This window comes from Paenibacillus sp. ATY16 (assembly GCF_003399985.2).
Lineage (GTDB): Bacteria > Bacillota > Bacilli > Paenibacillales > Paenibacillaceae > Pristimantibacillus > Pristimantibacillus glycanilyticus.
In genome coordinates this window covers 1-20,993 of sequence record NZ_NMOK02000025.1, presented here as the reverse complement: position 1 = coordinate 20,993, position 20,993 = coordinate 1, and the positions used below count along the sequence as shown (strand labels likewise).

Genomic DNA, 20,993 nt, shown 5'->3' with positions numbered 1-20,993 from the left:
GGGATATCACAATGAAGAACTACCGCATAATTGCCATCCTCCTGATTACCGCTGTTTCGCTAAGCTGTCTGGCCGGCTGCAAGCAAACGGGCCATAACGGACAACATTCAACGGCCCGGAAGAAGGAGGAACAGCAATCGCCGGCATCAGGCGAGACATTGACCTACTGGGCCGAGTTAAACGGCAATGCGGCGAGCGTCAAGCCGCGTTTTCAAGACGTTCCTTTTTTCCAGGAATGGCAGAAGCGCACCGGCGTCAATTTGAGATTCATCCAGCCTCCAGCCAACCAGGCGAAGCAGGCTTTGAATGTCATGCTGGCTTCGGGGGAGCTGCCGGATATGATCGAATACGAATGGGCGACTTTCCCCGGCGGGCCGGAGAAAGCGATAAAAGACGGCTATATTCTGAGGCTGAATGATCTGATTGATCGATATGCCCCGAATTTAAAGCGGTACTTAAGCGAGCATCCGGACATTGACAAGCAGATCAAGACGGCGGACGGCAGCTACTACGTGTTCCCTTTCATTCAGGGGGATGCGAGGCTGCGGACTTACCAAGGACCGATTATCCGCAAGGACTGGCTGGAGGAGCTTGGCTTGTCCGTTCCGGTGACGATCGACGATTGGCATGCGGTGCTGAAGGCGTTCAAGGAGAAAAAGGGCGTGCAAGCGCCGCTTACGTTCCTTAGTACGCCCAGTCCGCTGTTCGGCGTGGAGAACGGCGCGTTCGTCGGAGCATTTGGCGTGAAGAAAGGGTTCTATCTGAAGGACGGGCAGGTCAAATTCGGCCCGATAGAGCCGGGATACAAGCAGTTCTTGTCCTTGTTCCGCGACTGGTATGCCGAAGGGCTGATCGACCGCAACATTGCGACGGTGGATACAAGAACGATTGATTCCAGCATGCTGAACGGCAGAAGCGGCGCAAGCATTTGGAATGCCGGATCCGGGATCGGGACCTGGCTGCCTCTGCTCAAGGAGAAGGATCCGGACGCGGAGTTTGTGGCGGCGCCTTACCCGGTCCTTCATCAAGGGGAGCGGCCGATGTTCGGCCAAAGAGTGAATCCTTACATGAGCAGCGGCGGCGTTGCGATCTCGACGAATAGCAGCCATGCCGAAGAGGCGGTTCGAATGCTGGACTACGGTTACGGCGAAGAGGGGCATCTGCTCTTCAACTTCGGAATTGAAGGCGTAAGCTATACGATGCAAGGCGGAAAGCCGACGTACACCGATCTGATCCTCCATAATCCGGATAAGCTGGCTCCGTCCCAGGCCATTGCGATGTACAGCAGGGCGAGTTACTTCGGCCCGTTCGTGCAGGACGTAGCTTACATGGAGCAATATTATATGCTTCCGGAGCAGAAGGAAGCCGTGAATATATGGGCGGATACCGAAGCGGAGAAGTATATGCTGCCGCCGGTTCAGAAGACCGAGCGGGAAAGCGCGGAGTTTTCCGCCATCATGCAGGATGCCACGACGCTCGTGGACGAAATGTCCTTGCGCATTATTCTGGGAATCGATCCTCTCGATTCGTTCGATGATTACGTCGCCCAGCTCAAAGCGCTTAATATTGACCGGGCGATCGCGATCCAGAAGGCGGCGCTTGACCGCTATATGGCCAAATAGCCCGTTTGATAGAATGTATACCATTCGAACAAGCACCCCTTATTTTATCTGCATAGAATAGATGGATTACTTGCAGAAAGGGGTGACGAGAGATGCAGTTAGTCATGGTGTGCTCGGTTAGCGGGATTATCGGCTCTGTGATTACGTTTGCATTCGGCGGATGGATGGAATCATTAACTCTATTGGTAGTGGCGATGGGCATTGATTACGTATCGGGCATAACCGCGTCAATTAAAGAAGGGAGAGGATTGAACAGCTTTTTCGGAGCTTGGGGGCTGGCACGAAAAGGAATGATGCTGCTCGTCATTCTTCTTGCGCATCGGATTGATATTTTGCTTGAGCTCGATAATATCACCATGGGTGCAGCTATCTATTTCTATATAGCGAATGAGATCATTTCCATTATAGAGAATTACGGCAGGATTGGTCTTCCGCTTCCCGACCGCATACGCAAAATAATTGAGGTGCTGAAGGATAAAGAGAAGTAAGATTAGGGTTGCGTTGTACAAGCGGCGTTCGCTATAATGAGAACAAGTGTTCGATTTATAGGAGGCGATAGCAAATGGCTATCCGGTATGCTGATGAACAGGTACGCGAGCGGGAGTCTCCGGCCTATTCGGCAGAGGACGAAACAACGCTTGTGCAGCGCTATGTCCTGCTTGGAATCGTGATGCTCGTATTGGATCATGATATAAGGGTAATGGGGACGGGCTCCATTAAGCTTCCGAGACTGTATGAATCGCTGCTCCGCGGCATACAGGACCGGGTCTTGCTGGAGCAGGCCGCGCTGCGCATGCAGTTCAGGAAGGCGGGCATCAAGCTGACGGAGGAACGAAGATTGAAGGAAGGCATGGAGACGGTCTACATATGCCGCGGCAGCACAAAGCGCTTCTATCTGCCATGGAGCTATTTGAAGGCGGAATCGGAGCAGGCCATTAAGCAATACTTTAAAAGTTAAAGTCACAAAAAGTTCATTGTTTTGTCATATTCGGGAAAAAACTTTTCCTGATTCTGCAGTTTAATGTTGAGAACTTCGGACGATCTTATGTAATATAAGAATTAAACACTAAGACAATAAGATCGCAAAGGGGAGCACGTAGCAATGCACAAATGGATCATGTTCGTACTATTATCAGCGGCATCTCTTCTCGGGGTATACTTGCTGACATTCGGCCTCCCAGCCAAACCGGTAGACGAATCTGCTTCACTTCCTGAAGGTACGGTACTCGTTAAAGTTGAAGCGAACAGCGACTTTACTTACGGTCAAGAGGAATACCATGTCAAGGTTGGCGACAAAGTTATCCTGAAGCTGCAAAATAAAAGCGGTATCCATGGTTTGAAGATTGAAGATCTGAACGTAGATCTCGAAGGCGATAATCTCGAGACCAACCTGGAATTTGACAAGCCAGGCGAATACGTGATGCATTGCTCCGTCCCATGCGGCGCAGGTCATGCGGATATGAAAGCGAAGCTTATTGTAGACGCGGCATAATGATAAGGAAAGAGGAGCCTCAGGGCTCCTCTTTCGATTTGTATCTATGCTCTATCGCGGTCGCGGCTTCTGCCGCGTTCAATCAGTCTGTCGGCGATAAACCCGAGAAGGGCCCATGTCGCGACGGTAAGTACGTACATAAGAAGAACGTTTACCTTATGGATGTCGACGAACATGTCCACGATCCATGCCGGAGGGCTAAACATAAAAAACACGAAATTATGCGGGTCGTAACCGGTTGAATTATAAACACATAGGGCAAGACCTATGAAGGTAGCCACAAACATAACGGGATAGCGCATAACGTACCGTTCCTTTCTCAGGCTAATGTTGCCGTAATGCGACTGCTTGGGTTATTATGTGACAAAAGGATATTTGTCATTCGACAAGTTGAAGGGAGCATGACCATTTATGATTACGCATATCGTATTGTTCAAGCTGAAGGACGGAAGCAGTGAAAACGTGGAACGCACGGCTCAAGTATTGCGGGATATGGAAGGCAAAATCGACGAGCTGAAATCGATCGAAGTTGGGCTTGACGTTATCCATTCGGCACGCTCTTACGACATCGCTCTGATCACGAGATTCGAGTCGATGGAAGCGCTTGAAGCGTATCAGGTTCATCCCGTACATAAAAAGGTCATCGAGCATATTAACGAAGTTCGCGAAGCTGTTGTTGCCGTTGACTTCGTAAGCTAATCGGACAGGGGAGCGCGAACCGTTCATGGGAGACGTCTTTGAGATTATGACTTATTTGATCGTGATCCTCATCAGCAGCGTTGTGATGGTGGCATGGTTAAAGAAAAAAGGAAAAAAGAAGAAAGCAAGGCTGAAAGCGGGCGAATAAAGACATGTATTATGTAAATAAAGAACAAATTGCAGTTAGACTAAAGGCTATTCCGGATATCGCAACGGCTCTTGAAGCATTGGCTTCAAGCTGGCAGGGTACGCTGCTTGAAGGTCTGGCACAGGAGCGGGCTTTGCATCTCGCGATTGAGACCGTTACGGATGTCGGCAGTTACCTGATTGACGGTTTTATTTTGAGGGATGCGAGCAGCTACGAGGATATTGTGGAAATTGCCGGAGAAGCGGGCGCTTTCCCGGAAGCGATGCAGCCGCTGCTTATCGAGCTGGTTAAGCTCCGCAAACCGCTTGTTCAGGATTATTACAGCTGGCCTAGAGCCGAGCTGCATGCCCTGACGAGGGATATTCCGCAGCAGCTTCGATTGTTCGGCGAGTCCGTACAGCAGTATTTGGAGCGCGAGCTGCCGGACGAATCCGATTTACGAAAAGATTGAAATACGTTACAATGACCCTAACAATGCCTGCAAAGGTGGTGATGGGTTGATGCTGGAGAAGCAGCGCGCGATGGAAACGGAATCCCGCAGCGTGGAAGGAACAACACGGAGCCGGATCTTGTTCTTGCTGAAGACTAACGGTCGATTAAGCGCAGGACAGCTATCCGGAGAGCTGGGAATAACCGAAATGGCAGTAAGGCGGCATATGTATGCGCTCGAGCGTGAAGGCAGCATCAGCATCGTCTCCGTTAAGCAGGGGATGGGGCGGCCGGTGCACGCTTACGAGCTGACGAGGCTTGCCGATGACCGCTTCCCGAAAAACTATAATCTTCTTGCGCTTGATCTGCTTGAGGAGCTGGCGGAAGACCCCGAGACGGCAGGGCTGATTACCCGCATGTTCGAGGGACGTCAGCAAAAGCTTCTGGACCGTTACGAGCCAAGGATGACCGGCAAAAGCCTGTCGGAGAAAGTAACGGAGCTGGAAGCGATTCAGAATGCCGGCGGCTACATGGCTAAGGTAGAAGATAGGGATAACGGTCAATACGTTCTCCATGAATATAACTGTCCGATTGCGCAAGTCGCGGGTAAATACGAGCAGGCTTGCAGCTGCGAGCTTTCCTTGTTCGAGTCTTTGCTCCAGACGAAGGTGGAGCGGACGGAATGCCTTGCCAAAGGCGGGGGTAGATGCAGCTATACCATCGGAATTAAACATCAGGCTAACGGTTCTTAACGAATCGTTAGCTTTTTTATTGCCTTCTTTTGTGTCAGGTCAAGCCCATGCTGCTTATAATGGCAATACGAAATGGGCATTCGCCCGCTCAAGCAAAAGGAGGGAAATGGTCATGACGGTTATGGAATGGAGTGCGCTGATTGCTGCCATCACGTTTGTAATTCTTGCTGCGGGCCTGTTGATTGGCGTCCGTACTGCGCTTAACAGGCTGTCGAGGCTGCAGCTTCAGGCGGAGGCGATGCAGGAGGAAATCCGGCAGACTTCCGGTAAAATGGGGGCTTTTGCCGATACGGCCCAGCAGACGGTCAACACCGCGCATCTTCAACTGCAGCAGGCGAACCGGCTGTTTGAAGCGGTCGGACAGATCGGGGATACGATTGGACATACGACAACGGCGATTCATCGCGTATCCAGCGTTATTTCGCAATCCGCGGTCAAACATGCGGAGAGTGCGGCGGCAGAGCGGCAGGCGAGTTCCATGCTGGAATGGATGGAGCTTGGTATGGCTTTCTGGCAGCAATGGCAGACTAACCGTAAACGTTATGAACCCTCCAACAACGGGCAGGGCGAATAGCTCTAATTTGAAGGGAGCGATTTTTTATGGCATCAAGTAAACAAACAAAAGGGTTTCTGTTTGGCGCAATCGCAGGAGGTATCATTGGTTCGGTGACGGCATTATTGTTCGCGCCAAAAGCGGGCAAGGAGCTGCGCCATGACATCTCGGAAGGCGCAAGAAGAGTTCAGGAGAATACCGTTAGAGCGGCAGGTCAAGTATCCGATACAACGGTTAGAATTGCGAAGCAAATCGGCAATCAGGCGACTGAGCTGGCGGATACGGCAAGAGCAGCAGCGGGAGCCGCTGTATCCAGCGTGAAACAACGCCGCGCCGAGCTGGCAGAATCGGTAGAGGAAGTTACCGATGAAGTGACGGATACTCTTGAAGATACCGCGGAAGAAATTTTCGAAGACGCGAAAGAGCTTCAAACCATCAATTAATTAAGTCCCCGGACGTATCGGAATCGGTTGCTGCAATCACCCGCCACATCCCTTGTGATTTCCTTGAACCTGATATGGAATTGAGATAAGATGATGGAGGTACATTTTTGTACCTCGATTCATATAGTATTGAAGCTTTAAGGTCTCTTTTACATCAAAAGTTCAAGAAAGCGGTGTGTTTGTGCAGCAACCGATTGCGATACTAGACTCAGGCGTAGGCGGCCTTACCGTTGCCAGAGAGGTCATGCGCCAGCTGCCGCGTGAAAAAATCGTTTATTTTGGCGATACCGCCAGAGCTCCCTACGGTCCTCGAGACCCGAAGGTTGTGACTCGTTTTACGCGTGAAATCGTAGATTATTTAGTTCAATTTCGTCCTAAAATGATTGTAATAGCTTGCAATACCGCAACCGCATTCGCATTGGAAGAAATACGCGCAATCGTGGATATCCCCGTAGTTGGCGTCATTAAGCCGGGAGCAAGAGCGGCGCTTGGCCGGACGATTACAGGCTGTATCGGTGTAATCGGTACGGAAGGTACGATAAAAAGCGGCGCTTACGAGCATGCGTTACTTGAAATTTCTCCTAATGTTCATGTGATTAGCGAAGCTTGCCCTCTTTTTGTTCCGCTTGTAGAGAAAGGGAATTTCCGTTCTTTGCAAACCTATGAAACCATCCGCAGCTCGATAGGCCACCTTCGCAAATTTCCGATGGACAGCTTGATTCTGGGTTGTACCCACTATCCGTTTCTCGCTGATGTCATTCAGGAGGTTGTTGGTCCCGACATTAACCTCATTAGTTCGGCCGATGAGACTGCGCGAGAAGTAAGTAATATCCTGCAGGATCAAGGGATGCTGTCTCGGGGAGAAGTCATGCCGGTCCATCAATTTTTCTGCAGCGGAGAACCGCAAATGTTCAAATCGATTGCCCAACAGTGGCTTGGAGAGCAAATTGAGTTAACTCCAGTCGTATGGCAGGTGCCTCAGATCGGATAACAAATAACGGCTGTCCTGATTCGCGTTCCCCGGCGAAAGCGATAAGGGCAGCCTTTAACAATTTCATTTTATACATAATTACTGTATAAGGAATGGGGGACAAGCCATGAACAAGGAAGATCAGGTCATAATGGGATTCAGGGAATTATATAATAAGCTGGCGTGGCTTAATAAAACGAAGATGGAAGTCAGCCTTAAGGGTTATAAGTCTTCCGAAGTGCATTGCATCGAATACATTGGAAGAAATGCGGATTCCAACGTCACAAAACTCGCGGAATCCTTCTATATGACAAGCGGAGCAATCAGCAAAATGACAAAGAAGCTCATTCATAAGGGTCTTATCGAAAGCTACCAGAAGCCGGAAAACAAGAAAGAAATCTATTTCAGGCTTACGGAGCAGGGTAAAGCTATTGATAAGATCCATTATGATCTTCATAAGGAGTTTCAAGAGCGGGATAAAGAAGTATTCGAGCAGGTTACCGACGAACAATTCGAAGGAGTTCTTAGGTTCGTAGAAAAGTATAGCCGGCATTTGGATGCGGAAATTAAGAAACAAGGCTTGGATATCAAGTCGGAAAATGAATAAGAGGAACGTGAACCAAATGCAGCCTGGCTCTATTGAGCAGGGGCTGTTTTTTTATTGCGGTTTTTGTTGACAAGGAAACAAAATCGCGTTACGATGTTTTTGCTTCCAAGGAAAGAATAATATCGTAACAAGGAGAGTTCAAGTGACCATACAGAAATCACGGCAACAATCACACTCAGAACCAACCGTAGACAAGCATGCCTTACTATTCGGTCTTATCTCCGTGTTTCTTTGCGGGTTAGGGTTTAGTATTATAACGCCAGTCGTTCCTTTCTTAGTCCAGCCTTATGCCGGCAATCCGGGCGAACAGGCTATCTTTGTCACGCTTCTAACTTCCGTTTATGCGGTCTGCGTGTTTTTTGCGGCCCCCGCGCTAGGCGCTTTGAGCGACAAATACGGACGCCGCCCGCTGCTCTTAATCTGTCTGCTCGGTTCCGCAATCGGTTATTTCGTATTTGGCTTGGGAGGGGCCCTGTGGGTGCTCTTTGCCGGACGCATCATAGAAGGAATAACGGGCGGAAGCATCGGCACGATCTTCGCCTATTTTGCAGACATCATCCCTCCGGAGCAGAGAACCAAATATTTCGGATGGGTGAGCGCCGTTGTTGGCGCCGGAACCGTTATTGGCCCTGCTCTAGGCGGGTTGATTGCCAAGCTTGGTTATTCCGCCCCCCTGTATTTCGGAGCCGCAATCACGTTATTGAACGTGGTGTACGGATACCTGTTTATGCCGGAGAGTCTCAACAAACATCATCGATTGAAGCAGATTACCTTCGTTAGGCTGAATCCATTTATACAGCTTGCAAGCCTGCTTTCCATGAAAACCTTAAAAAGGCTGCTTGTCTCCGCGTTCTTGCTCTGGATTCCGAGCGGATCTCTGCAAGCCGTATTCTCGCAATTCACAGTGGATGCTTTCAACTGGAAGCCTGCCGTAATCGGACTCATGTTTTCCATAATGGGGATCCAGGACATCCTGTCGCAAGGCTTCATCATGCCCAGGCTTTTGAAAAGGCTCCATGATAAACAGATCGCCATTCTCGGAATGGTCTCGGAGATGATCGGCTACGGCTTTATTGCAGCATCGGCCGTGTTCTCCTTTTACCCTCTGCTTATCGCCGGCATGTTTATATTCGGGTTTGGCGATTCAATCTTTGGTCCTTCCTTCAACGGGATGCTCTCCAAATCGGTCGATTCCAGCGAACAAGGACGGATTCAAGGCGGCAGCCAATCGATTCAGGCTTTGGCAAGATTGATCGGTCCGATCGCTGGAGGCCAAATCTATGTGATGGTTGGCCACGCCGCGCCAGCTTTGATGGGGATGATTCTTATAGCTGCGGCAATACCGGTTCTATATAGGAGTACGCAAGCGACCTGAAGGTATTTGATTTGCAAGGATTATAAGCCCCGGTGTTGGCATGCGCCGCAATTCGACTGAATAGCATGATAAAAGATTACAGCCAATGTTTGATAACAAGGGGGAGTAGCGGCATGGAAGAGCTCGTAAACGGGCAATACGGGTACCGGGACACGGTGGCGGATTGCGACAGACTGATGCGTACTTATCCTTTTGTCCGGGGATACGTCATAGGGCATAGCGTGCTGGGAAGACCCATCGTAGCGCTCAAATGCGGGGAAGGCACGCGGCGTATCCATATGAACGGCTCCTTCCATGCGAATGAATGGATTACCACTCCGCTACTCATGCGGTTCGTTGAAGAATGGGCCGCGGCATGCGCACAGAATGGTTCATTGTTCGGGGAACAGGCTTGTCAGCTGTACCGGGAGACGGAAGTATGGATTGTTCCGATGGTGAATCCCGACGGCGTTCAGCTTGCGCTCGAAGGCATTGATGAGGCGAATCCGTTCCGGCAGCGGCTATTGCTGTGGAATAAAGGCTCCGAGCAGTTCGATCAATGGAAAGCGAATATACGCGGCGTGGACCTGAATGACCAGTTTCCTGCCCACTGGGAAGAGGAAAGGCTTCGCAGAGGAATGGAAGGGCCGGGCCCACGCGATTTTCCCGGGCCGTTTCCGTTAAGCGAGCCGGAAGCCCAGGCACTTGCCCGACTTACGCAGTCGCTGCAATTCGACTCGGTGCTTGCCTTACATACGCAGGGCGAGGAGATCTATTGGAATTACCGGGAATACGAACCGCAGCATGCCGAAGGCCTTGCGGACCGGCTTGGCAAGGCGAGCGGCTACAAACCCGTGAAGCTTACAGGCAGCGATGCCGGATATAAGGACTGGTTCATCCAACGTTTTCGCAGGCCGGGCTTTACGGTTGAAGCGGGTTACGGCGTGAATCCGCTGCCTCCCGGAGCGTTCAACGGCATTTATTCGAAGATCGGCCCTTTGTTGACGGAGTTTCTGCGGCTGCACCGCTGACGGACATAAAGATGATTCCGAGGCACGCCTATGCTATAATGATCGGCAAAAGCTGATAAAGGTGGTGTACCTCATGCGCAAATGGTTGTCGCTTCGGCATTGGAAAAGCACATTTGTCCGGATTTATAAGCTGATCGTCTCCAGAGAAGTGGCCATTACCGATAAATTATTATTTCTTGTGCCGGTTATTCTATATTGGGTGCTGCCCGATGCGATTCCTTTCCTCCCCATTGACGATATCGCGGTGACGATGCTGCTTGCCGAATGGTTTGCCCGGAGAATGGAGAAGAAGTATAATAGGATCAGGTAATGTTAACCATTGGTTTGGCATAGGCTTACGAAATCACAATTCTTTTTAGGAGTGGAATAGAATGAACGTCAAAATTACGCGCAACGCGGCAAAAGTACTGAAATTGGAATTGGACAAGCCCGAGAACGAAGGCAAGAAACTTCGCGTATACGTGACGCATTCGCATGGCGACCATGCGCATTACGGCATGGCGATTGACGAGCCTAACGAGAAGGACGTTGTGGTATCGACGGATAAAGAGATCGACGTTATCCTCGAGAAAGACAACGAATTCCTCGATGGCGTGCGTATTGATTACTTCTACGTGCCGGAAGAAGGCTTTGCGGTAACGAACCCGTCCAAAGGCAACAGCGGCGACCACTAAGAGCAGGAATAGATACGATTGGATTGGAAAAGACTCAACATCAGATGTTGAGTCTTTTTATTACCGCAACAGGGGGAAGGGACGTTCAGATGGTTCGTCATGCTCGTTATTATTTGGCCGGGATCATTGCGGTCATGCTGTTTATCCTTGCCGCAGAGCTGATCTGGCTCCCCGCACCGCTGCGGACATCCTCCGGCATGCTCTGGATCGATATGATCGACGATCTGCTGTACGGCCTTGCCGTTATCCCATTGTTATGGGGGGTCGGAGCACTGATCGGGATCCGGCGGTTATGGACGGAGCAGGGCCGATTAGGCGCTGGAAAAAGAAGATGGCTCTTGCTTACCGTCCGCATGCTGCTTCTGGCGGTAAGCGCGGCGGGAGTTGTATTCCTGCTCGTAAAACCGGATGATCTCTTGATCGGCCTTGGCGTGCTCGCGATTGGCCTGATTCTGCTGTTTATCGATCTAATCTGGAGTGATGCCGTATACCGAAGGCTTGCGGGCAGGGGAGAGGGGCTTAGATGGCCTTGGCGAAGCCTTGTAGGTCTTGTCGCGACGGCTGCGCTATTTGCCTGTCTGGCTTTTCCTACGTCTTATAACGTTACCTATCCGGGTCTGACGATGGGCATGAACCGGTACGCGCATGTAGACGGAGGCAAGCCGGTAGGCAGCATCAGCGGCGTGCTTGTCTTTGAACGGATTGCCGTGCCTGCGGATTGGCTGTACGCCAAGCTGCTGCCGATGTACAGCTTCGAGAAGAGGAGCAAAAATGAACCGCCGTTAACGGAGTCCTACACCGAGGTTGTGCAGATGAAGCAAGGCGCCGATGACGTGGCGGGAGCTATCGCAATGGGCAAGGCGGGGATAGGCAAAGGGATTGAACTTACCGGAGCCCGGGTGCTTGCCGTCGCGGACAACGCGCCGGCCAAGTCCTTGATCAAGGCGGGCGATGTCATTATCGCGTTAAACGGCAAATCCATTAGCAATATGACCGAGCTGACGGATTATATGGTGAACCAGGTCAAACCGGGTGATTCCGTTGAAGTAACGCTCCGGAGGGGTAAAGAGACGCTTAATACACAAGTGCCGACGGGCGAAGCGGAAGCGTCCGGAGATTTGCCGAAGCGTGCCGTATTTGGCATTGGGGCGGAGAACGACTGGCATGCGGATATCCCGCGCCAGATTGCGTACCATCATTACATTGCGCATATCGGCGGACCTTCGCATGGCGCCATGCTGACGCTTGCGCTGATCGATCAGCTGACGCCGGGCGGGGTAACGCATGGCATTCGTGTAGCCGGCACCGGCACCATCGAGCCGGACGGCTCGATCGGTCTTGTTGGCGGCATCCCGCAGAAGGCATACGCCGTCAGCCGCACCGATGCCGAAGTGTTCTTCGTGCCCGCCGCTTCGCTTGAGGAAGCGAAGGAGGCGGCGCCGGGGCTCAACATCGTCCCGGTGAAAACCATCGACGAGGTGCTGGATTGGCTGAAAGCGCACGCGAAGGAATAAGGGATAAAAAAGGCTGTTCCCTCATGGTCGATTGACCCGAGGGGACAGCCTTTTTGCTGTGCGCGGCGCTATTTGCCCGCGCCGCTTGTATTCACGGCGGTTGCCTCGCCGCCGTCCGCGCTTGCCTCTACGGCAGCTGCGCGGAAGGATGCGATCAAATCATGCTGCACGATTTGATCGGACATGGACAGCTCGGTGCGCGCGTCTTCCACCGCACCGAGGCATTTCTGCACATCGCCAAGCTTATTCTCGGCGATGTTCCAGCACTTTCCATTCTCGGCGACCGCATCGCCGGAAGGCATGTAGTAGACGGTGCCGTCGGTGAAGGCACCGCTGCGTTGCACGACCAGCTTGCTTTGCGGCTGGCTTGTCAGGAGCGGCTGGCCAAGCAGCGTCATGTCAGCCGTCGAGATGCCAAGCAAATGCAGGATCGTTGGCGTGACATCAAGCTGTCCACCTACGTTCGTATGCGTGCCGGCGTATTTGCCGTCAGGCAGATGGACGATAAATGGCACCTGCTTCAGAATCATTTCCCGCTGCAGGTCGTTCAGCGGCTGTCCAAGGAAGGTCTCGAACATGCTCCAATCCCGGATCGAGTTGTCATGGTCGCCATAGAAAGCGACGATCGTGTTGTTCCATAGTCCTTCAGCCTTGAGCCGGTCGATGAAGGTGCCAATGGAGGCGTCGACATAATGAACGGCCTGCAAATAGTCGCCCATAATCGTGCCGTCCAGCTCGCCGACATTCAGCTTTTTCTCCGATTCCGGCATCGTAAACGGATAATGGCTGGATAACGTTATCAGGAACGAATAGAACGGCTGCCGCTCCTTCGCCATCAGATCCACGGACTGCCGGAAGAACGAATTGTCGCCTAGCGACCAGCCTACCGGCTCGTCCATTTCGTAATTCTTTTTGCTGTAAAACGTATCGTAGCCCATATTGGCGTACATCGTATTCCGGTTCCAGAAGCCGCCCTCGTAAGCATGGAATGCGGCGGTTGCATAACCGTTATCCTTGAGAGTGCTTGTCATGCAGTTGTACTGATGATTCGGGTACTGGATAAAGACGGAGCCGCTCATCAACGGCTGCAGCGAACAGTTGCTCAGGAAATCGGCGTCCGAAGTCCGGCCTTGGGCCGTCTGGTGGTAGAATTGGCTGAAATACGCGCTTTCCTTCACCAGCTTATTCAGATTCGGCGTAATTTCCTGGCCTCCGACCGATTTGCCGATCATAAAGTTCTGGAAGGCTTCCATCTGTACCACGATGACATTGCTGTCTTTGTATTCGCCAAACGTAGGATCCGATTCAAGCGATTGGCGCTTATCGCCGCGGGCTTCCGTCCAAGCCATCGCCTCCGCCGTCTCTTCGGCTGAAGCTTGCTCGGAGTCGATCCAATGCAGCTTCGCGTAACGGTAGACATCATAGCCGTGGAAACCAACGATACCGGTGACATTATACAGCGAGACGTTCCACCAGTTGCCGTCGAACAGGCCAAGCGCCCATGTTTTTTTCGCTTCGTTAACATTGCCGATCGACATCGACATCCCGATTGCGAAAATCGCGGCGCTAACCGCTATTCGAATGACGGCTTTACGCCAAAGGGGCGTTTTCCGCGTGGAGGAATAGCCGTATCCATAACCATGGGAATCTCTGCGGAGATCCGAGCGGCCTTTCCAGATCACATAAACGCCAAACGGAATGATGAGCAGCCAGTCTACTCCAAGCAAAAAGTCTTTCGCATGCATTAACGTCCCGATGCTCTCGCCAAGCGAATCTACTTGGTTCGCCTGAAGAAGCACGGGTACGGAGATAAAGTCCTGGAAGTAACGGTAGTAGATTAAGTCTGCGTACATGATAAACGATAACAGCAAATTCAGTGCAATCAGGGCCATAATTCGGCCGCGGGTCGGCAGCCAGAATGTCCAGAAGGTGACAAGAGCCAGCGTGCCGATCGCAACAACGGTATCATAGCCGTCCATATCCATATTCGGAACATGGATTAACTTGTTGAACCACAGCTGCTTTAACAGCATGACGATAAAAAAGAGAATAACGTCGACGCCTTTGAGGCGGTTCAGCCATTCCAGCGCGAACCGCATCAAGCGGCGTACGGCGTTAGGTTGTTCGGTATAACTTAACATAAACGCAAAAATTCCTTTCTCTTATTTCCGGGGAGGCAGCGGGCCGAAGAACTGATAGTAGTTGCATTGGATACGGCCGTTAAAGAGCTTGCGCTTCTTATCCGCCGGCTTCCCGAAATAATGCTCGACGCTTGCGGAAGGGCTGATGGCAAAGAAGGACCAGGTTGGCAAATAAAGCGCGGAGCGTCCGAATTGCATCAAAGCCATTTCCGCATCCTTGTCATCGCCTAACCGCTCGCCGTAAGGCGGGTTCGTAATAATGACGCCATAATCGCCTTCAGGCTTGATTTTGGCCACCGGCATAACCTTTAACTTAATTTCTTTGCCAAAACCTGCCTTTTTAACCGCGGCTTCCGCAATTTCTATCGCATAAGGATCAATGTCGGAGCCTGCGATTTGCAGAGGGATATCATCCTTCACGGCGTCGAAAGCTTCTTCCCGGGCTTCATCCCACAGCTCGTGAGGGACAAGCGGCCAGCCTTCCGCGTTAAACGAGCGGCGAAGGCCGGGAGCGATATTCCAGGCAATCATGGCAGCCTCCACGAGAATCGTGCCGGAGCCGCAGAACGGATCATACAGCGGACGCTCCGGACTCCAACGGCTGAGGTCAACAAGAGCCGCTGCCATCGTTTCGCGGATTGGCGCTTCGGTCGATACTTTGCGGTAGCCGCGCTGATGCAGGCCCGCTCCCGTTGTATCAAGCGTCAGCATCGCCATATCGTTCATAAGCGTTACTTCAATGACATAACGTCCGCCGTCCTCGTGGAACCATTCGGTGCCGTAGCGGTCCTTCATTTTCTCGACTACCGCTTTCTTGACGATGCTTTGGCAGGCGGGAACGCTGGTCAGCTGCGACTTCTGCGAACGGCCGTTAACGGGGAACTCCCCGTCCTCCGGAATCCATTCCGGCCAATCCAGTGCTTTTGTTCCTTCGAAAAGCTCTTCGAAGGTTGTCGCTTTGAACTCGCCCATATTGACGAGAATCCGTCCCGCGGAGCGAAGCCATAGATTCGTGCGGCAAATATCGATCGGCTGCCCGGTGAAACGGACGCGTCCGTTCTCCACCCGAAGGTCTGTGTAGCCGAGAGTTTTCAGCTCGCGCGCAACGACCGCTTCCAGTCCCATCGGTGCGGTAGCGATCAGATTAATCGTTGTCATGATTACAATTCTCCCCTTACCTGTGAAAACATGAGTTGTATCCACACGGTCAAAATCATACAATCAAGTATAGGACAAAGAGGGTAGCTTTTACAAATTGTAAAAATAGAGAGGTTGAGAGTAAATTGACAGACGAACAATATGTTGACGGGCTATATGGCGAAGATCAGGATCTGGTCCGTACGAAAAAAGGGATTGCCGACCGCGGCATGCCCGATATATCGATAGCAGACGGATACGGCAGGCTTCTGACGATGCTAGCCAAGATGAACGGGGCAAAGACGGCGCTTGAGATCGGTGCGCTTGGCGGCTACAGCGGAATCTGCATTGCCCGGGGGCTCGCCGAGGGGGGATTGCTTACTTCATTAGAGCTGAAGGCGGAATACGCGGATGTAGCCAAGGTGCATATGACGGAAGCGGGTCTAGGCGACGCCGTCGAATATATAATCGGGGATGCCCGCGAGAGTCTCGTGAAGCTGCAGGAAGAGGGACGAACATTCGATTTCTTCTTTATTGATGCGGACAAAGAAGGTTACCCGGTTTATCTGGAGCATGCGATTGCGCTCTCCAATCCGGGTGCGGTTATTATCGGCGACAACATCCTGCTGCGGGGCCGTACAACGGATCCGGCCAAGGAAGGTCCGTCCGTCAAAGCCGTCCGCAGCTTCAACCAGCAGATTGCAAGCGACGAACGCCTGATGAGCACCGTTCTCCCGGGGTATGACGGACTTGCGATTGCGATCGTCAAATAAAGCAAGCGATAGAGAAGAGCAATGATGCTGCGCGGCATCGTTGCTCTTTTTTTGCGTTGTTCTTTTATAGTTCTTTAGACTTAGTTTATTTACGGCAAATCTATGAAATTAGAATCACTATTCATGGTAAAAAAAGCAAGATTATAGTAAAATGGAAGTAGTTTTTCGTAAAAAAGAAGGCGGATCGTAGGTGCTAATGATATGAAATGGATTCGGCATGGCAATAAGGAATCCGGATTAACCTTGGTGGAAGTGCTGGCTGCTCTTGTTATTTTATCCGTTGTAAGCCTGGTGCTGACTTCCTTCTTCACGAATGCACTTACTTACGCGAAAGGCAACCAGAGCAAGACGGTTATGGTCAATCTGGCCCGCAACGCGTTGTTTTATATGGAGAAGCAGCGCTTTGAACCGATCCAGACCTACTTCTCGAATACCTCAAACACGGCTATTAATTGTCCTCTAACCGGATGCAATACCGCTGTGAGCAAGCTGGCCGAAGATTCGGCTGTCTTGCAGCAGATTTTAAATCCGAATATAAACGGCGTGCAGTATACCATTTCCGTAATCTACCAGAGAGATATGCATGACGCGATGCTCCACGATGCGGACAAGAAAAACATGGTGGAAGAGCTGTTGCCCGTACTGGTGCGGGTAGAGAAGGCCAACGGATCTGCCAGTGCCCGTAATGCGGCGGAAGTGGAGGGATATATCGCCAGTGAGAGAGTTCGTTAAGAAGTGGCGGAACGAGGAGCAGGGGCTGACGCTGGTGGAGCTGATAGCGGCTATGACGCTGCTATCGATCGCCGCGAGCATTATTTTTTCCGTCGTTACCTTCGGCATGAATACGTATTACCGGATCGAAACGGAGAATGCTTTGCGGGATGATGCGGATCTGCTGATGTCCTCCATTATCACGGAGCTGTATGCTTACGGTCCGGATCTGATTTCATCGAATGGAAACGGCATTACGCTGGTACGCGATGCAGGAATTAGGGAAGAACAGAAGATTTTTATCAAGGATAAACAGCTTCATATCGGCAGCAGAACGGTGGATACCCGCTCGGATGTGGATATGCCGAGTCAGACGGAGCCATCCTCTGATGCCTCCTCCATTGAGCTTAAATGCAGGACGAATGTAACGGAATGCGGCAGCGGTCTCATCGAGATTCGGCTGGTGCTTGAGCAGAATCATAACGGGCGTAATCAGCAGCTGACTCTGGAAAGCAAATTCGGGTTTTAGGGGGAAGGGTGCATGGGGAGCGAGAAAGAGCGCGGGTACGCTCTGGTCTTGGTTCTGTTTATGATCTTGCTGCTGACCATTCTGGGTACGGCGGTTGTCAGTTCGACGTTGGGCGGGGCAACGCGGGCAGAGACGCGTGAAAATGATGTGCAAAGCCTTCATCTGGCGGAAAAAACGTTAAATGAAGCGGCCTCTTATCTTGTCACGAAGTATAACGGCAGGGAAGATATTGCGCCGGAAGAGCTCTCGCAATTGATGCAAGCCGGCATTGATGAGCTGCAGCGGCTCGAGACCAGCACGGACCTGCCGGGGGCCAGCGGAAAAATTACGGATGTAACAACGGAGCAGGTAAGCGTCGGCGATCAGACCAGCTATAAGCTCAACCTGACGGCGGAAGCAGTGGTTCATGGCGTGACTAGACGGCTTACCCAGCAGATTACGATAGGCGCTTATCCGGATTTCCTGAATTACGCCTTTGGGTCGGAGAACGATGTCATTATTAACGGCGCTGCCTATGGGATGGGCAATATCTATGCCGGTCACGATTTTCTTATCGATAACACCGCGAAATACATTTACAACAATGACCCGAATAAAACAAAGGATACGAAGTATCCGTTTTTTGAAGGCAATATCTTTATTCAAAATATGGACTCCATTAAAGTGCGGGACAAAATCACGGGCAACTACCAGCCGTATTCGCGAACGGATCTGACACTGCAGCAGATTCTTGGGGTGGATAACAGCAAAATTCAACTCCGGGATCAAAAGAAGTTTATCTCGATTAACGTAGCGGAATCTTTCATTGATAAGGCTGAGGAAGCAACCGACGTGGACCGCAACAGCATAAAGGCGGCCGTCGATTATGGATTGGCGCATAGCGGAGAAACGGGCAGGTTTAATAACCTGGCGGCTGTTTTGAAGAATGGCAGCGGCGTTAAGGTGACCTCCGGCCCTCCCGAGAAGCCAACTTTGCCTACGGACTTAGACGATACGGCAGCTATGGATGCTTATAATGAAGCTTTGAAGGAATACGATGCTTATTTCATGCAATTTAACTCCTTATCGAGCACCGTTCTGTTTAATGGAGACTTGAAGCTGGACGGCTTAGATTATAAGAGCTTGATCTTCACGGATTCGGCCAAGCAGGACAATCATAAATGGCTGATCGTAAACGGGGATTTGACGATATCGAACTATTCCAGCGATCCGTTGGTGGTGAAAGCCAATATTCTGGTTACGGGCAATGTGTTTATAAGCGACAGCGTTCAAGTTGATTCAACCGTATTCACGCTCGGAAGTACGACAATTGAAGACGCGAAAATACAAGGCATTCAAAAAGACAACGTACGTCAGCAACTGATCCTCATTTCGAAAGGACCGGTCTTGGTTAATAAGGTTGACTCTTTTGGGGATTATGGAAATTATACTTCAGACAATAAGAATATTCTCGATGCGTTCTTTTATACGGATGAAGATGCGGAGCTGTATGGCGTTGGTTCAATCTTCTGGCTGCGTGGAGGCTTCTTCTCCAAGGGAGATTTAACGATTAATGCCGTGCTTGGCAAAGCCTCCGAAGGTGCTTCTGATATTATGTTCGATGCAAGGCAGCAAAGCACCATCCCATTTAATGAATCGCGGTTTATCATCAACTACGATTATGATTTCTTCGAGAACCAATACGAAGGCTTGCCCCGCGTCAAGAAGCTGAGCGTTATCGTGGGGAAAAAGCAGCTGGTATCCTCTGCTGTGTTACCTCAAAGTAACTAGATGAACTTTTTTTCAGTACTACTTGCGAAAAGACAGAACTGATATACTTGAAAATGGAAGTTTCTTCTTCACAGCTCTCGAAAATTTCATAATTATCTCTAAGGAGGCTGCAAGATGACGATACCGCAACGCAAGCTTGGTTCGACAGGGATAACCGTGGGGGAAATCGGGATGGGCGGAATGCCGCTCTCCGTTAACGGACGCCCTTCGGAGGAAGAAGGCATTAGAGCGGTGCATGCCGCATTGGAGCAGGGCATTACCCTGTTCGATACAGCGGATTCGTATTGCTTGGATTCGACCGAAAAAGGCCATAACGAACGCCTGCTCGCCAAAGCTTTACATAACCGTCCGGAAGTGCTCATTGCAACAAAAGGCGGGCACATTCGCCCGGATGGACGATGGGAAACGGATGGCCGTCCAGAACACTTGCGTCAAGCGTGCGAGGACAGTTTGCGTGCTCTCGGCGTGGAAGCCATCACGCTCTATCAATTCCATCGTCCGGATCCTAAGGTTCCGTTTGCGGAATCCGTGGGGGCAGTCTCTGAATTGCAACGGGAAGGAAAGATCGTTCACGTGGGACTGTCGAATGTTTCCGTTGCACAGCTGGAAGAGGCTCGCAAAATAGTAACGGTCGCGTCTGTTCAAAACCGTATGAACTTGTTTGACCATTCTTCCATGGACGTGCTGAAGCGCTGCGAGGAGTACGGTATTGCTTTCCTGCCGTACAGCCCTCTAAACGGCATGGGCAATGCGCAAGGCATAGGCAGCAACGAGACGCTTTCGCGGATCGCCGTAAGCCATGATGCGTCGCCGCAGCAGATCGCGATTGCATGGCTGCTCCAATTGTCGCCAATCATTCTGCCGATTCCCGGCGCCAGCAAAGCGGTGAACATCGTTAACTGCGCGGGGGCATCCAACTTGGAGCTTTCCGCCAAAGACGTAGCAGAATTGAACGGGATCGCTGCTCAAATCACCGCCTAATGCCACTCCATTTAAAAGGGGCTGTCTCAAAAGGTGATTGTTCAATGTAAAGACGGCTCGCATAAGTAATTAAAGAGTGATTTTTATAAAAATGGCGCTGTTGAGGGTTACCCTTGCAGCGCTATTTTTGCTCTTGCTGCTTTCTTCAGCAAGTTATGGGCAAGCGAAAGCCACCCGACCTCGAGGCTCACTTTTGGCAAGCCTCGAAGCAGGAATCTGCGGAATCCCCGATTATTCTTTATTTGGCCAAACACACTTTCTGGTTCATGCATCCGTCGAACCGACAAGGCATGTCCATTTTCGCTCTTTAGCTGCTCCCTCGCTTGCTGCTTGAGCCGTAAATACTCCTTGCTAACCTTTATTTCTCGATCTCCTTGTGCCTTTGTGCACTTGTCCTTTAGTGGACAGCCCTCGCAAGACATACTGCGATAGTTGCGAGTAACGATCTCATATCCGCTCTCGGTGGTACTTCTTTCCGAACAAGGCGCACAGCTTTCTTTAACGGTTTGTCTTTAGGCTTCTCTTGAAGCTTGCTTTCAAGCCGTTGAACAGCTTGCTCCAGCTTTTCGCTCGTGATGGCGGAAGCCTCTCCGAGTTCAGGAAGGTCTAAGTTATTCAGTGCCTGATCTTCCTGTTTCTCTGCCTCTTCAATGGCAGCGAACA

Annotated in this window: 25 protein-coding genes and 1 pseudogene; 22 read left to right on the top strand and 4 right to left on the bottom strand. The window is 51.2% G+C overall.

Features of this window, described 5'->3' with window-relative positions; all coding sequences use genetic code 11:
• Window positions 1-11: 11 nt before the first annotated feature.
• The 4 genes from CFI03_RS16160 (at window position 12) to CFI03_RS16145 (ending at window position 3,114) form a co-directional block, all read left to right on the top strand.
• A complete protein-coding gene (locus CFI03_RS16160) occupies window positions 12-1,622 on the top strand; it encodes an extracellular solute-binding protein (protein ID WP_248758012.1) in 1,611 nt (536 codons plus the stop codon).
• Between the two features lie 92 nt (window positions 1,623-1,714).
• The gene (locus tag CFI03_RS16155) at window positions 1,715-2,110 is read left to right on the top strand and encodes a phage holin family protein (protein WP_127496934.1); all 396 of its coding nucleotides are present in this window, start codon (window positions 1,715-1,717) and stop codon (window positions 2,108-2,110) included.
• Between the two features lie 74 nt (window positions 2,111-2,184).
• Window positions 2,185-2,580 (top strand): YhjD family protein, encoded by a 396-nt coding sequence (locus CFI03_RS16150; protein ID WP_248758011.1) that lies wholly within the window; start codon window positions 2,185-2,187, stop codon window positions 2,578-2,580.
• A 144-nt stretch (window positions 2,581-2,724) separates the two neighbouring features.
• Window positions 2,725-3,114: a cupredoxin domain-containing protein gene (locus tag CFI03_RS16145; RefSeq protein ID WP_015843678.1), complete on the top strand. Its 390-nt coding sequence runs from the start codon at window positions 2,725-2,727 to the stop codon at window positions 3,112-3,114.
• Between the two features lie 44 nt (window positions 3,115-3,158).
• Here the strand turns inward: CFI03_RS16145 and CFI03_RS16140 are convergent, their stop codons facing one another.
• Window positions 3,159-3,416, bottom strand: a complete 258-nt coding sequence (locus CFI03_RS16140; RefSeq protein ID WP_015843679.1) for a hypothetical protein — start codon at window positions 3,414-3,416, stop codon at window positions 3,159-3,161.
• Window positions 3,417-3,525: 109 nt separating this feature from the next.
• On the opposite strand from CFI03_RS16140, the gene CFI03_RS16135 reads away from it, so the two are divergent.
• The 13 genes from CFI03_RS16135 to CFI03_RS16080 all read left to right on the top strand — a co-directional run bounded on the left by CFI03_RS16135 (window position 3,526) and on the right by CFI03_RS16080 (window position 12,288).
• A complete protein-coding gene (locus CFI03_RS16135) occupies window positions 3,526-3,813 on the top strand; it encodes a Dabb family protein (protein WP_127496932.1) in 288 nt (95 codons plus the stop codon).
• Window positions 3,814-3,838: 25 nt separating this feature from the next.
• A complete protein-coding gene (locus tag CFI03_RS31095) occupies window positions 3,839-3,961 on the top strand; it encodes a hypothetical protein (RefSeq protein WP_015843681.1) in 123 nt (40 codons plus the stop codon).
• A gap of 4 nt (window positions 3,962-3,965) precedes the next feature.
• Window positions 3,966-4,412 (top strand): DUF86 domain-containing protein, encoded by a 447-nt coding sequence (locus tag CFI03_RS16130; protein WP_127496931.1) that lies wholly within the window; start codon window positions 3,966-3,968, stop codon window positions 4,410-4,412.
• 49 nt (window positions 4,413-4,461) lie between these two features.
• On the top strand, window positions 4,462-5,142 hold the full coding sequence (locus CFI03_RS16125) for a helix-turn-helix transcriptional regulator (RefSeq protein WP_248758010.1): 681 nt from the start codon (window positions 4,462-4,464) through the stop codon (window positions 5,140-5,142).
• A gap of 112 nt (window positions 5,143-5,254) precedes the next feature.
• Window positions 5,255-5,716 (top strand): DUF948 domain-containing protein, encoded by a 462-nt coding sequence (locus CFI03_RS16120; RefSeq protein ID WP_164775571.1) that lies wholly within the window; start codon window positions 5,255-5,257, stop codon window positions 5,714-5,716.
• 26 nt (window positions 5,717-5,742) lie between these two features.
• A complete protein-coding gene (locus CFI03_RS16115; RefSeq protein ID WP_248758009.1) occupies window positions 5,743-6,138 on the top strand; it encodes a YtxH domain-containing protein in 396 nt (131 codons plus the stop codon).
• Between the two features lie 181 nt (window positions 6,139-6,319).
• Window positions 6,320-7,129 carry a glutamate racemase gene (racE, locus tag CFI03_RS16110; protein WP_349292481.1) on the top strand — a complete coding sequence of 270 codons (810 nt, stop codon included), beginning with the start codon at window positions 6,320-6,322 and terminating at the stop codon, window positions 7,127-7,129.
• A 106-nt stretch (window positions 7,130-7,235) separates the two neighbouring features.
• Window positions 7,236-7,715, top strand: a complete 480-nt coding sequence (locus tag CFI03_RS16105; protein WP_248758007.1) for a MarR family transcriptional regulator — start codon at window positions 7,236-7,238, stop codon at window positions 7,713-7,715.
• A 142-nt stretch (window positions 7,716-7,857) separates the two neighbouring features.
• Window positions 7,858-9,090, top strand: coding sequence for an MFS transporter (locus tag CFI03_RS16100; protein ID WP_248758006.1), 1,233 nt, complete (start codon window positions 7,858-7,860; stop codon window positions 9,088-9,090).
• 113 nt (window positions 9,091-9,203) lie between these two features.
• Window positions 9,204-10,100: a M14 family metallopeptidase gene (locus CFI03_RS16095; RefSeq protein WP_248758005.1), complete on the top strand. Its 897-nt coding sequence runs from the start codon at window positions 9,204-9,206 to the stop codon at window positions 10,098-10,100.
• A gap of 73 nt (window positions 10,101-10,173) precedes the next feature.
• On the top strand, window positions 10,174-10,410 hold the full coding sequence (locus CFI03_RS16090; RefSeq protein WP_248758004.1) for a hypothetical protein: 237 nt from the start codon (window positions 10,174-10,176) through the stop codon (window positions 10,408-10,410).
• A 61-nt stretch (window positions 10,411-10,471) separates the two neighbouring features.
• Entirely contained in the window at window positions 10,472-10,774 is a 303-nt protein-coding gene (locus CFI03_RS16085) for an iron-sulfur cluster assembly accessory protein (protein ID WP_127496923.1), read from the top strand.
• A gap of 89 nt (window positions 10,775-10,863) precedes the next feature.
• Window positions 10,864-12,288 (top strand): PDZ domain-containing protein, encoded by a 1,425-nt coding sequence (locus tag CFI03_RS16080; protein WP_248758003.1) that lies wholly within the window; start codon window positions 10,864-10,866, stop codon window positions 12,286-12,288.
• 68 nt (window positions 12,289-12,356) lie between these two features.
• Here the strand turns inward: CFI03_RS16080 and CFI03_RS16075 are convergent, their stop codons facing one another.
• Window positions 12,357-14,429 (bottom strand): LTA synthase family protein, encoded by a 2,073-nt coding sequence (locus CFI03_RS16075; protein ID WP_248758002.1) that lies wholly within the window; start codon window positions 14,427-14,429, stop codon window positions 12,357-12,359.
• Between the two features lie 21 nt (window positions 14,430-14,450).
• Window positions 14,451-15,587, bottom strand: coding sequence for a THUMP domain-containing class I SAM-dependent RNA methyltransferase (locus CFI03_RS16070; protein ID WP_248758001.1), 1,137 nt, complete (start codon window positions 15,585-15,587; stop codon window positions 14,451-14,453).
• A gap of 125 nt (window positions 15,588-15,712) precedes the next feature.
• Between CFI03_RS16070 and CFI03_RS16065 the strand changes: the two genes are divergently transcribed.
• From CFI03_RS16065 to CFI03_RS16045, 5 genes are all read left to right on the top strand, one after another.
• Window positions 15,713-16,339 carry an O-methyltransferase gene (locus tag CFI03_RS16065; RefSeq protein ID WP_248758000.1) on the top strand — a complete coding sequence of 209 codons (627 nt, stop codon included), beginning with the start codon at window positions 15,713-15,715 and terminating at the stop codon, window positions 16,337-16,339.
• Between the two features lie 201 nt (window positions 16,340-16,540).
• Window positions 16,541-17,071 (top strand): type IV pilus modification PilV family protein, encoded by a 531-nt coding sequence (locus tag CFI03_RS16060; RefSeq protein ID WP_248757999.1) that lies wholly within the window; start codon window positions 16,541-16,543, stop codon window positions 17,069-17,071.
• Window positions 17,055-17,579, top strand: a complete 525-nt coding sequence (locus CFI03_RS16055) for a prepilin-type N-terminal cleavage/methylation domain-containing protein (RefSeq protein WP_248757998.1) — start codon at window positions 17,055-17,057, stop codon at window positions 17,577-17,579. The genes CFI03_RS16060 and CFI03_RS16055 overlap by 17 nt, the downstream gene beginning before the upstream one ends.
• Before the next feature lie 12 nt (window positions 17,580-17,591).
• On the top strand, window positions 17,592-19,349 hold the full coding sequence (locus CFI03_RS16050) for a hypothetical protein (protein WP_248757997.1): 1,758 nt from the start codon (window positions 17,592-17,594) through the stop codon (window positions 19,347-19,349).
• Window positions 19,350-19,463: 114 nt separating this feature from the next.
• Window positions 19,464-20,330, top strand: coding sequence for an aldo/keto reductase (locus CFI03_RS16045; RefSeq protein ID WP_248757996.1), 867 nt, complete (start codon window positions 19,464-19,466; stop codon window positions 20,328-20,330).
• A gap of 107 nt (window positions 20,331-20,437) precedes the next feature.
• On the opposite strand, the pseudogene CFI03_RS31440 reads toward CFI03_RS16045, so the two are convergent.
• Window positions 20,438-20,993 (bottom strand): annotated as a pseudogene (locus CFI03_RS31440) (transposase); the annotation flags it as partial.